This is a genomic window from Burkholderia sp. THE68, assembly GCF_009938265.1.
In the GTDB taxonomy this organism is placed as follows: domain Bacteria; phylum Pseudomonadota; class Gammaproteobacteria; order Burkholderiales; family Burkholderiaceae; genus Caballeronia.
Window position 1 is genome coordinate 2,425,254 of the sequence record NZ_AP022315.1, and the last position, 12,511, is coordinate 2,437,764.

General features: G+C 58.9%; 6 protein-coding genes, 2 tRNA genes and 3 rRNA genes. 4 read left to right on the forward strand and 7 right to left on the reverse strand.

Features of this window, described 5'->3' with window-relative positions:
• Nucleotides 1–27 precede the first annotated feature (27 nt).
• Nucleotides 28–348 (forward strand): hypothetical protein, encoded by a 321-nt coding sequence (locus BTHE68_RS11425; protein WP_061151036.1) that lies wholly within the window; start codon nt 28–30, stop codon nt 346–348.
• A 48-nt stretch (nt 349–396) separates the two neighbouring features.
• Here the strand turns inward: BTHE68_RS11425 and BTHE68_RS11430 are convergent, their stop codons facing one another.
• Entirely contained in the window at nt 397–1,095 is a 699-nt protein-coding gene (locus tag BTHE68_RS11430) for a FadR/GntR family transcriptional regulator (protein ID WP_162066413.1), read from the reverse strand.
• A 238-nt stretch (nt 1,096–1,333) separates the two neighbouring features.
• Here BTHE68_RS11430 and BTHE68_RS11435 point away from each other — a divergent pair, with 238 nt between their 5' ends.
• The 3 genes from BTHE68_RS11435 to BTHE68_RS11445 all read left to right on the forward strand — a co-directional run bounded on the left by BTHE68_RS11435 (nt 1,334) and on the right by BTHE68_RS11445 (nt 5,382).
• On the forward strand, nt 1,334–2,458 hold the full coding sequence (locus tag BTHE68_RS11435) for a mannitol dehydrogenase family protein (protein ID WP_162066414.1): 1,125 nt from the start codon (nt 1,334–1,336) through the stop codon (nt 2,456–2,458).
• A gap of 88 nt (nt 2,459–2,546) precedes the next feature.
• Entirely contained in the window at nt 2,547–3,830 is a 1,284-nt protein-coding gene (locus tag BTHE68_RS11440; protein ID WP_162066415.1) for an MFS transporter, read from the forward strand.
• 10 nt (nt 3,831–3,840) lie between these two features.
• A complete protein-coding gene (locus BTHE68_RS11445; protein WP_162066416.1) occupies nt 3,841–5,382 on the forward strand; it encodes a UxaA family hydrolase in 1,542 nt (513 codons plus the stop codon).
• A gap of 42 nt (nt 5,383–5,424) precedes the next feature.
• Here the strand turns inward: BTHE68_RS11445 and BTHE68_RS11450 are convergent, their stop codons facing one another.
• From BTHE68_RS11450 to BTHE68_RS11475, 6 genes are all read right to left on the reverse strand, one after another.
• A complete protein-coding gene (locus tag BTHE68_RS11450) occupies nt 5,425–7,059 on the reverse strand; it encodes an NAD(P)/FAD-dependent oxidoreductase (RefSeq protein ID WP_162066417.1) in 1,635 nt (544 codons plus the stop codon).
• 150 nt (nt 7,060–7,209) lie between these two features.
• Nucleotides 7,210–7,322, reverse strand: a 5S ribosomal RNA gene (rrf, locus tag BTHE68_RS11455).
• 136 nt (nt 7,323–7,458) lie between these two features.
• A 23S ribosomal RNA gene (locus BTHE68_RS11460) occupies nt 7,459–10,345 on the reverse strand.
• Nucleotides 10,346–10,633: 288 nt separating this feature from the next.
• Nucleotides 10,634–10,709 (reverse strand) — tRNA-Ala (locus BTHE68_RS11465).
• Nucleotides 10,710–10,759: 50 nt separating this feature from the next.
• Nucleotides 10,760–10,836, reverse strand: a tRNA-Ile gene (locus tag BTHE68_RS11470).
• Nucleotides 10,837–10,898: 62 nt separating this feature from the next.
• A 16S ribosomal RNA gene (locus tag BTHE68_RS11475) occupies nt 10,899–12,432 on the reverse strand.
• The 16S, 23S and 5S rRNA genes sit together here with 2 tRNA genes alongside, the layout of an rRNA operon.
• Between the last annotated feature and the right edge of the window lie 79 nt (nt 12,433–12,511).

The window sequence follows — 12,511 nt, forward strand, 5'->3', positions numbered from 1 at the left end:
CGGCGCCATGAACATGAGAGGACGGCAATGGATGCGATCCCCGACAAGAAAGCAGAAAAACAGTTTCAGGAGATGCTCGCGGCACTGACCGCGATGCCCGCGTGGAGCGAAAAGCAGCAGCTCGAACTGGAAATGGCTCGAGAGATCTCCGTGGAGATGTTGCGCCTCGCCGAGTCGATGCGCGACGGCTCCACTGACATCGAGAGCTGCCTGACGATGCTGAAATACGCCAAGGTGATGGACTTCGTCCTGACGACGCTCGCCTCACGCCGGGATATCGCGCCGCAAACGCTGCGCGTCATCTTCAAGCTGGCGGGTCTGAAGGTCGATGAGGCCTATCCGGGCTGACGCGGTCATCTTCCCGAAACCGGTGCGCATTCCGGATGCGCGCCGGCGTCAGCTTTTGCGTCTCGTCATCAGGCGCGCCGCGGACTGACGCATGTGCCGCTGCATCGCGGCCTGCGCCTGGATCGCGTCGCGCGCCTCGAGCGCCTCCAGAATCTCGCGATGCTCGCCGAGCGCCGCCGCCCACGTTTCTTCCCCTTCGAAGTGTCCGCGCAGCGTCGATGACAACGGGCTGTGCCGTTCGTCGTACAGGCTACCGACCGTGCGTACCAGCACGTCGTTGCCGGTCATCTGCGCAATCGCGATGTGAAACGCGCGGTCGGCGCTCATCGGCACTTGGCCGTTTGCGACTTCGCGCGCCATCGTCTCGTACACTGCGCGCAGCGTCTTCAACTCCTTCGGCTTCGCAAACGGCGCGACGCTCGCCGCGATCGCGCCCTCGATCACGCTGCGCGCGTTCATGATTTCGATCGGGCTTTCGCCCAGTTCCGCTTCGGTTGTCGGCGGCTTGGCGGCTGGCGCCGCGACGATATACACGCCCGAGCCCATGCGAATCTCGACGCGCCCTTCCAGTTCGAGCGCGACCAGCGCCTCGCGCACCGAAGGCCGCGACACGCCGAGCGTCAGCGCGAGTTCGCGCTCCGACGGCAAACGGCCGTTGGGCGCGAAATCCTGCTGTTCGATCAGCCCGCGCAGCTTGTCGGCGATCTGAAGATAGAGGCGGCGCGTTTCGGCTGGTTTCACGCTCACGTGCTGGCTCCTGCTTTTTGTCTCGGGGAAAACGTGGATTGTAATCAGCGGAAGGGCCGACGCACCGCATGGCGGGCATTTGCCGTTCTCGGACCGCTTACAAGTGGCTTGACCAATTCTATTTCAAGACACTAGTATGCAATCCGGTAAGGCCAGGTGGCCGATTTTTTTTGGCCGATCTGGAACCGTTCCCACTCGAATCAGCACCGAGCCGTCGCGACGAGCGGCATGCGCAAACATGAAAAATCCAATCCTTCAATTCGGCACGAGCCGGTTTCTGCAGGCGCATGTCGATTTCTTCGTCACCGAAGCGGCGCGGCGCGACCCCTCGAAAGCGCTGGGCAAGATTACCGTCGTACAGACCACCGCCAGCGCCGACAGCCGCGCGCGCGTCGACGCGCTGCGCTCGTCGGGCCGCTATCCGGTACGCATCCGCGGCCGTCGCCGGGATGAAACGGTCGATACGACCGTCGAATGCGATTCGATCACCGAAGCGCTGCACGCGAACGATGACTGGCCATTGCTGATCGAGCGCGTGAAGCACGACGTGAAAGTGATCGTCTCGAACACGGCGGACGCGGGCTACGCGCTCTTCGATGAAGACCGCGCCGATCTGCTCGACGGCCTGCACACTCCGCGCGGGTTCGCGGCAAAACTCGCGGTCCTGCTCCATGCGCGATATCGGGCGGGCGCCGCGCCGATCACGCTTCTGCCCTGCGAACTGGTTTCGCGCAACGGCGATACGTTGCGCGATCTGGTCATCGGCGTGGCGCACGGCTGGAATGTCGACGAGGCGTTCATCGGCTATCTGACGAAAGACTGTGTGTGGGTGAATTCGCTCGTGGACCGGATCGTGTCCGAGCCGATCCAGCCGGTCGGCGCGATCGCGGAGCCGTACGCGCTGTGGGCGATCGAGCGCCAGGCCGGCATGGTGCTGCCGTGCGAGCACGAGGACATCGTCGTCACCGACGATCTCGCGCACTACGAACGTCTCAAGCTGCTGATGCTCAATCTCGGCCACACGATGCTCGCGGAAATCTGGCGCGCGCGCGACGGCGCTCCCGACATGACCGTGCTCGATGCGATGCGCGATCCGGCCTGGCGCGAGCCGCTCGAAGCGACTTGGCGAGACGAAGTGCTGCCGGTGTTCGCGGCGCTCGGCAAGCACGACATCGCGGCCGACTATCTCGCGAGCGTGCGCGACCGCTTCGAAAACCCGTTTCTCGTGCATCGGCTTGCGGATATCGCGCGCAATCACGACGAGAAAAAGCTGCGCCGCTTTCAGCCAGTCATCGATCTCGCGCGCGAATTGAACCTCGAAATCGAGCAGAAGCGTCTGCACGACGCGCTCAACGCGCGCTGAACACGTTTTCCCTGAATCACGCCTCGCCGCGCCGGCATCGCGGATCGAGTCGGAATACATGAAGTGCCGCCCATTGAGGAGACGAACGATGCGCAAAATGCGTTGGGTAGTGATATTTCTGGCTTTTCTCGCAATCGCAATCAACTACATCGACCGCGCGAATCTTGCGGTCGCCGCGCCGCAGATCGAAAAAGCGCTCGGCATCGGCCCGGCTGAAATGGGCTTCATCCTGAGCGGCTTCTTCTGGAGCTATGCGCTCATGCAGATGCCGTTCGGCTGGTTCGTCGACCGCGTCGGTGCGCGCATCGCGCTGCCGCTGGCGGTGGGCTGGTGGTCGGTGTTCACGGCGCTGACCGCCGTCGCGACGAGCGTCGTCGGCATGTTCGGCTGCCGTCTGATGCTGGGCATCGGCGAAGCGGGCGCGTATCCGTCGTGCGCCAAGCTCGTGTCGCAATGGTTCAAGAAGGAACAACGCGCCTTCGCAACCAGCATCTTCGATAGCGGCTCGCGCGTCGGCTCGGCGCTGTCGATTCCCGTGGTCGCCCTCATCATCAGTTCGTTCGGCTGGGAAGCGTCGTTTGTCATCACCGGCGTGATCGGCTTCGTGTGGATTCTCGGCTGGTTCCTGATCTACCGTAACAAGTCGAAGGGCGATCTGACCGGCGAAACCGATGTCGCGCCGGTTCCGGTCGCGCCGAAGAACAAGGTTTCGTGGGCGTCTCTCTTCAAGTACCGCACGCTGTGGGGCATGATGCTCGGCTTCTTCTGCCTGAACTTCGTGATCTACTTCTTCATCACCTGGTTCCCGAGCTATCTCGTGCAGGCGCACGGCTTCTCGCTGAAGTCGCTCGGCACGCTCGGCACGATTCCCGCGCTGATGTCGATTCCGGGTGGCTGGCTCGGCGGCTATGTGTCGGACTCGCTGTTCCGGCGCGGCTGGAGCCTGACCGCCGCGCGCAAGACCTGCATGGTCGGCGGCATGCTGCTTTCGTCGGTCATCACGCTTTCGGCGTTCGCGACCAACGTCTATCTGATGCTCGCATTCTTCGGCATCGCTTACGCCAGCCTTGCGTTCGCGGCCGCCAGCATCTGGTCGCTGCCGAGCGACGTCGCGCCGACGCCGGATCACGTCGCGTCGATCGGCGGCATTCAGAACTTCGCGTCGAACCTGGCGGGCATCGTCATCACGACCTTCACCGGCGTGATGCTCTCGATCACCAAGGGCTCGTTCGTGATTCCGCTGTGTGTCGCGGGCGGCTTCTGCTTCCTCGGCGCGTTCAGCTATCTTGTAATCGTAGGCAAGATCGAACCGCTCAATCTTGCCGAAGAAGAGCAAGCCCGGCGCGACAACCGCGCACCTTCCACGGTCTGAGAACTAAACCATGTCCAGCACATCCACCGACCATGCGGTCATCCGGCTGCATCCCAATGACGACGTCGTGATCGCGACGCGTCAGTTGCTCTCCGGCGCGCGCATCGCGTCGGAGGATCTCGTCGTCGCCGGGCTGATCCCGCCGGGGCACAAGATCGCGACGCGCGATATCGCGGCGGGCGCGCCCGTAAAGCGCTACAACCAGATCATCGGCGTGGCGCGCGATGCGATTTCGCGCGGACAGCACGTGCACACGCACAATCTGTCGATGGCCGATTTCGCGCGCGAACACGAGTTCGGCGTCGATCTGCATCCGACGCCGTTCGTCGATGTACCCGCGACGTTCATGGGCATCCGCCGCGACGACGGCCGCGTGGCGACGCGCAATTTTGTCGGCGTGCTGACGAGCGTGAACTGTTCGGCGACGGTGGCGCGCGCGATCGCGGATCACTTCCGTCGCGATGTGCATCCGGAAGCGCTCGCGGATTATCCGAACGTGGATGGCGTGATCGCGCTGACGCATGGTCTCGGATGTGGCATCGACATGCAGGGCGAAGGGCTCGGCATCTTGCGCCGCACGCTCGCGGGTTACGCGGTGCATCCGAATTTTCATGCGGTGCTGTTCGTCGGGCTGGGATGTGAGACCAATCAGATTTCGGGCGTGCTCGAATCGAGCGGCCTGAAGGACGGCGAAAAACTGCGCAGCTTCACGATTCAGGACAGCGGCGGTACGAGGAAGACCATCGAGCGCGGCATCGCGATCGTGAAGGAAATGCTCGCCGATGCTAATCGCGTCAAACGTGAGCCGGTCCCGGCTTCACATTTGATCGTCGGATTGCAGTGCGGCGGGTCCGACGGCTATTCGGGCATTTCGGCCAATCCCGCGCTCGGCGCGGCGGTCGACAAGCTCGTCGCGAATGGCGGCACGGCGATTTTGTCGGAGACGCCGGAAGTGTATGGCGCGGAGCATTTACTGACGCGTCGCGCGGTGAGCCGCGAGGTCGGCGAAAAACTGCTCGCGCGTATCACGTGGTGGGAAACGTATTGCGCACGCAACGGTGCGGCGATGGACAACAACCCGTCGGCGGGCAACAAGGTCGGCGGTCTCACGACGATCCTCGAAAAGTCGCTCGGCGCGGTCGCGAAGGGCGGAACGACGAATCTCGTCGAAGTGTACGAGTACGCTCAGCGCATCGATGCGAAAGGCTTCGTGTTCATGGACTCGCCCGGCTACGATCCGATGTCGGCGACGGGCCAGGTTGCGTCGGGTGCGAATCTGATCTGCTTCACGACGGGTCGCGGCTCGGCCTATGGATGCGCGCCCTCGCCTTCGCTCAAGCTCGCAACGAACACCGCGTTGTGGGAGCGGCAGGAAGAGGATATGGATATCAACTGCGGCGGCGTGATCGACGGCTCCGCGACCATCGAGCAGCTCGGTGAGCAGATCTTCCAGATGATGCTGGACTGTGCGTCAGGCGTGGCGTCGAAGAGCGAACTGCATGGGTACGGGCAGAGCGAATTCGTGCCGTGGCAGGTCGGTGTGGTGACCTGATCAAGAGGCGCATCGCTTTCGCGGATGCGCCTTTTTTCTTCTTCAGGCAGTCGCCGCGTGCTGCGCCATCATTTGCAGCGCCACCGCCTCGGCGACTTCGATGCCATCGATGGCCGCCGAATAGATCCCGCCGGCATAACCCGCGCCCTCGCCTGCCGGATACAGACCGTCGACGTTGACGCTCTGATAATCGTCCTTACGACGCACGCGGATCGGTGACGACGTGCGCGTCTCGACGCCGGTCAACACGGCATCGTGCATCGCGAATCCATTGATCTTCTTGTCGAGTTCGGGCAAGGCTTCGCGGATCGCTTCGATCACGTATTCGGGAAGCGCTGTGCTCAGGTCGGTCGGCTTGACGCCCGGCTTGTACGAAGGAACGACCGAACCAAGCGATGTCGAAGCCCGACCCGCGATGAAGTCGCCAACGAGTTGGCCCGGCGCGCTGTAGTCGCCACCGCCCAGTTCGAACGCGCGCTCTTCCCACTTGCGCTGGAACGCGATGCCCGCGAGCGGGCCGCCGGGAAAGTCGTCCGGCGTAATGCCGACGACGATGCCCGCATTCGCATTGCGCTCGGCGCGCGAATACTGGCTCATGCCGTTGGTCACGACGCGACCCGGCTCGGAAGTCGCCGCGACGACCGTGCCGCCCGGGCACATGCAGAAGCTGTAGACCGCGCGACCGTTGCTGCAGTGATGGACTACTTTGTAATCGGCCGCGCCCAGCTTCTCGTGACCAGCGAATTTGCCGAAGCGGCTTCGATCGATCAAACCTTGCGGATGCTCGATGCGAAAGCCTAGCGAGAACGGTTTGGCTTCCATGTACACGCCGCGGTCGTGCAGCATCTGGAAGGTGTCGCGCGCGCTATGACCGACAGCCAGCACGACGTGATCGCAACGCAGCGTTTCTCCGGTCGAAAGCGTGAGTCCGCGCACCTTGCCGTTATCGATTTCGATGTCTTCGACCCGCTGCTGGAATCGCACTTCGCCGCCGAGCTGGTGTATCTGCGCGCGCATCTTCTCGACCATGCTCACGAGCCGAAACGTACCGATGTGCGGTCGGCTCAAGTACAGTATGTCCTCGGGCGCGCCTGCCTTGACGAATTCGTCGAGCACCTTGCGTCCGTAGTGCTTCGGATCCTTGATCTGGCTGTAGAGTTTGCCGTCGGAGAACGTGCCGGCGCCGCCTTCGCCGAATTGCACGTTCGACTCCGGGTTGAGCTCGTTACGTCGCCAGAGACCCCATGTGTCCTTGGTGCGCTCACGCACGGCTTTGCCTCGCTCGAGGATGATCGGGCGGAAGCCCATCTGCGCGAGAATCAGCCCGGCGAAAAGCCCGCACGGCCCCATGCCAATGACGACGGGACGCAGCAGCGTCGAATGCGCCGGCGCTTTGGCCACGAAGCGATAGGCCATGTCCGGCGTTACGCCGCAATGCGGATGAGGACGCGATTCGAGACGCTTCAACACAGACGCTTCGTCTTGCAACTCGACATCGATGATGTAGGTGAGTTTGATATCGGCGCGCTTGCGGGCATCGTGTGCACGACGAAATACGTGAAAGCTCACGAGTTCGTTCGCGCCAACCCCGATCTCCGCGAGACGCGCGAGAACAGCAGATTCGATAGCCGATTCGGGATGATCGAGCGAGAGCTTGATTTCGCTTAGACGTAGCATGGGGAGATCGACGGCATTGGCCGCTCTTGGGGAATACGTGTGGGATTTTAGCGCTTGCGCGGCGTGCGGCTGCTTGCTTCGCTATCGTGCGCAGCAGAAACGCAAAAACCCCACCTTTGCGGGGTGGGGTTTTTGTTTTCGGCATGAGGAGCCTGACGATTACCTACTTTCACACGGGTATCCGCACTATCATCGGCGTGGAGTCGTTTCACGGTCCTGTTCGGGATGGGAAGGGGTGGGACCGACTCGCTATGGTCATCAGGCATGACTTGTTGTTGAGTTGACGTGGTCAACACAACCAATCCGGGAAGAAGCGGTAAAGAATTCGGGTGGCGATTGTCGCACACGCTGTGACTCGCCAGTGCGGGCTCCTGAGGAGGCAACAAACACACTGGTTATAGGATCAAGCCTTACGGGCAATTAGTATCAGTTAGCTCAATGCATTACTGCACTTACACACCTGACCTATCAACGTCCTGGTCTGGAACGACCCTTCAAGGGGCTCGAAGCCCCGGGGATATCTCATCTTAAGGCGAGTTTCCCGCTTAGATGCTTTCAGCGGTTATCTCTTCCGAACATAGCTACCCGGCGATGCCACTGGCGTGACAACCGGTACACCAGAGGTTCGTCCACTCCGGTCCTCTCGTACTAGGAGCAGCCCCCTTCAAATATCCAACGCCCACGGCAGATAGGGACCAAACTGTCTCACGACGTTTTAAACCCAGCTCACGTACCTCTTTAAATGGCGAACAGCCATACCCTTGGGACCGGCTACAGCCCCAGGATGAGATGAGCCGACATCGAGGTGCCAAACACCGCCGTCGATATGAACTCTTGGGCGGTATCAGCCTGTTATCCCCAGAGTACCTTTTATCCGTTGAGCGATGGCCCTTCCATACAGAACCACCGGATCACTATGACCTGCTTTCGCACCTGCTCGACTTGTCGGTCTCGCAGTTAAGCACGCTTATGCCATTGCACTATCAGCACGATTTCCGACCGTACCTAGCGTACCTTCGTACTCCTCCGTTACACTTTGGGAGGAGACCGCCCCAGTCAAACTGCCTACCATGCACTGTCCCCGATCCAGATCATGGACCAAGGTTAGAACCTCAAACAAACCAGGGTGGTATTTCAAGGACGGCTCCACGCAAACTAGCGTTCACGCTTCATAGCCTCCCACCTATCCTACACAGATCGGTTCAAAGTCCAATGCAAAGCTACAGTAAAGGTTCATGGGGTCTTTCCGTCTAGCCGCGGGGAGATTGCATCATCACAAACACTTCAACTTCGCTGAGTCTCGGGAGGAGACAGTGTGGCCATCGTTACGCCATTCGTGCAGGTCGGAACTTACCCGACAAGGAATTTCGCTACCTTAGGACCGTTATAGTTACGGCCGCCGTTTACCGGGACTTCAATCAAGAGCTTGCACCCCATCATTTAATCTTCCGGCACCGGGCAGGCGTCACACCCTATACGTCCACTTTCGTGTTTGCAGAGTGCTGTGTTTTTATTAAACAGTCGCAGCCACCAGTTTATTGCAACCCTTTCACCCTCCTGGCGCAGGCCAGTCAAGCTACAAGGGCGTACCTTATCCCGAAGTTACGGTACCAATTTGCCGAGTTCCTTCTCCCGAGTTCTCTCAAGCGCCTTAGAATACTCATCTCGCCCACCTGTGTCGGTTTGCGGTACGGTCACTATTAGACTGAAGCTTAGAGGCTTTTCTTGGAACCACTTCCAATTGCTTCGCTTCCTAAGAAGCTCGCGCCACACCCTTGAATTACGCGCCCGGATTTGCCTAAGCGCCTTCTCCAATGCAGCGACCGGGACGTCCAACACCCGGACAACCTTCCGCGATCCGTCCCCCCATCGCATCTAACAATGGTGCAGGAATATTGACCTGCTTCCCATCAGCTACGCATTTCTGCCTCGCCTTAGGGGCCGACTCACCCTACGCCGATGAACGTTGCGTAGGAAACCTTGGGCTTACGGCGAGGGGGCTTTTCACCCCCTTTATCGCTACTCATGTCAGCATTCGCACTTCCGATACCTCCAGCACGCTTTTCAACGCACCTTCGCAGGCTTACGGAACGCTCTCCTACCACACACGTATCTTTCAACGTGTATCCGCAGCTTCGGTGACTGGCTTGAGCCCCGTTACATCTTCCGCGCAGGACGACTCGATCAGTGAGCTATTACGCTTTCTTTAAAGGGTGGCTGCTTCTAAGCCAACCTCCTGACTGTTTTAGCCTTCCCACTTCGTTTCCCACTTAGCCAATCTTTGGGACCTTAGCTGGCGGTCTGGGTTGTTTCCCTCTTGACACCGGACGTTAGCACCCGATGTCTGTCTCCCGTGATTGCACTCTTCGGTATTCGGAGTTTGCTATGGCGTAGTAATCCGCAATGGACCCCACAACCATGACAGTGCTCTACCCCCGAAGGTGATACACGAGGCACTACCTAAATAGTTTTCGGAGAGAACCAGCTATTTCCAAGTTTGTTTAGCCTTTCACCCCTATCCACAGCTCATCCCCTAACTTTTCAACGTTAGTGGGTTCGGTCCTCCAGTACGTGTTACCGCACCTTCAACCTGGCCATGGATAGATCACTTGGTTTCGGGTCTACGCCCAGCAACTGATCGCCCTATTCGGACTCGCTTTCGCTACGCCTGCCTTAATCAGTTAAGCTCGCTACTGAACGTAAGTCGCTGACCCATTATACAAAAGGTACGCCGTCACCCGTTTCCAGGCTCCGACTGTTTGTATGCATGCGGTTTCAGGATCTATTTCACTCCCCTCCCGGGGTTCTTTTCGCCTTTCCCTCACGGTACTGGTTCACTATCGGTCGATCACGAGTATTTAGCCTTGGAGGATGGTCCCCCCATCTTCAGACAGGATTTCACGTGTCCCGCCCTACTTGTCGTACACCTAGTTCTTTCAACCTATTTTCGCCTACAGGGCTATCACCTGCTAGGGCCGCACTTTCCAGAGCGTTCGGCTAATAAGTCAAATAAAGAGTACAGGCTGATCCCATTTCGCTCGCCACTACTCTGGGAATCTCGGTTGATTTCTTTTCCTGCGGTTACTTAGATGTTTCAGTTCACCGCGTTCGCTTCACTAAGCCTATGTATTCAGCTTAGGATGACCCATACGGGCCGGGTTTCCCCATTCGGACATCTACGGATCAAAGCTCGTTTGCCAGCTCCCCGTAGCTTTTCGCAGGCTACCGCGTCCTTCATCGCCTGTGATCGCCAAGGCATCCACCACATGCACTTGTTCGCTTGACCCTATAACGAGTGTGTCTGCTTGCGCTTGTCACGTCCCGTCATAGGCTGAGTATTCGCGTTGTGCCGTATTCCAAAGCGATCTCTCGATCACCTTTTCATACTTGATACAATCACTACCCTTAAATCTCTACTCACACCCATCTCTAAGTGCTTTCGCGATTCTCTTTACTACTTCTTCCAGATTGTTAAAGAACGTTTAGCCGACAAGCGTGTTGCACTGCTTGCAGCATCAACTGGCTATAGTCGCCAATGCCAAGTGCTTGCAGCAAACACTTGGCATTGAAGACTTGGTGGAGGATGACGGGATCGAACCGACGACCCCCTGCTTGCAAAGCAGGTGCTCTCCCAGCTGAGCTAATCCCCCTTCCGTGGCCTGACTAGGAACGGTTGCTCCGTCAGCACGCCTCTCTCGGGTGGTGGGTCTGGTTGGATTCGAACCAACGACCCCCGCCTTATCAAGACGGTGCTCTAACCGACTGAGCTACAGACCCTTAGCCTGTCTTTCTTACAGCCGATAAGCGTGAGCGCTTAATGTTGAAGTGCGAAGCTCGAGAAAGGAGGTGATCCAGCCGCACCTTCCGATACGGCTACCTTGTTACGACTTCACCCCAGTCATGAATCCCACCGTGGTAAGCGCCCTCCTTGCGGTTAGGCTACCTACTTCTGGTGAAACCCACTCCCATGGTGTGACGGGCGGTGTGTACAAGACCCGGGAACGTATTCACCGCGGCATGCTGATCCGCGATTACTAGCGATTCCAGCTTCACGCAGTCGAGTTGCAGACTGCGATCCGGACTACGATCGGTTTTCTGGGATTGGCTCCACCTCGCGGCTTGGCAACCCTCTGTTCCGACCATTGTATGACGTGTGAAGCCCTACCCATAAGGGCCATGAGGACTTGACGTCATCCCCACCTTCCTCCGGTTTGTCACCGGCAGTCTCCTTAGAGTGCTCTTGCGTAGCAACTAAGGACAAGGGTTGCGCTCGTTGCGGGACTTAACCCAACATCTCACGACACGAGCTGACGACAGCCATGCAGCACCTGTGCGCCGGTTCTCTTTCGAGCACTCCCACCTCTCAGCGGGATTCCGACCATGTCAAGGGTAGGTAAGGTTTTTCGCGTTGCATCGAATTAATCCACATCATCCACCGCTTGTGCGGGTCCCCGTCAATTCCTTTGAGTTTTAATCTTGCGACCGTACTCCCCAGGCGGTCAACTTCACGCGTTAGCTACGTTACTAAGGAAATGAATCCCCAACAACTAGTTGACATCGTTTAGGGCGTGGACTACCAGGGTATCTAATCCTGTTTGCTCCCCACGCTTTCGTGCATGAGCGTCAGTGTTGGCCCAGGGGGCTGCCTTCGCCATCGGTATTCCTCCACATCTCTACGCATTTCACTGCTACACGTGGAATTCTACCCCCCTCTGCCACACTCAAAGCCTGCCAGTCACCAATGCAGTTCCCAGGTTAAGCCCGGGGATTTCACATCGGTCTTAACAGACCGCCTGCGCACGCTTTACGCCCAGTAATTCCGATTAACGCTCGCACCCTACGTATTACCGCGGCTGCTGGCACGTAGTTAGCCGGTGCTTATTCTTCCGGTACCGTCATCCCACCACCATATTAGGGCGATGGTTTTCTTTCCGGACAAAAGTGCTTTACAACCCGAAGGCCTTCTTCACACACGCGGCATTGCTGGATCAGGGTTGCCCCCATTGTCCAAAATTCCCCACTGCTGCCTCCCGTAGGAGTCTGGGCCGTGTCTCAGTCCCAGTGTGGCTGGTCGTCCTCTCAGACCAGCTACAGATCGTCGCCTTGGTAGGCCTTTACCCCACCAACTAGCTAATCTGCCATCGGCCGCCCCTATAGCGCGAGGTCCCGAAGGATCCCCCGCTTTCTTCCGTAGATCGTATGCGGTATTAATCCGGCTTTCGCCGGGCTATCCCCCACTACAGGACACGTTCCGATGTATTACTCACCCGTTCGCCACTCGCCACCAGGGTTGCCCCCGTGCTGCCGTTCGACTTGCATGTGTAAGGCATGCCGCCAGCGTTCAATCTGAGCCAGGATCAAACTCTTCAGTTCAAACCTGTTACTGTTTTTCGGTTCCGTTAAGAACCGGTCGCTCACTCAACGTACTGACGATGATTAATCCATCTCTCGA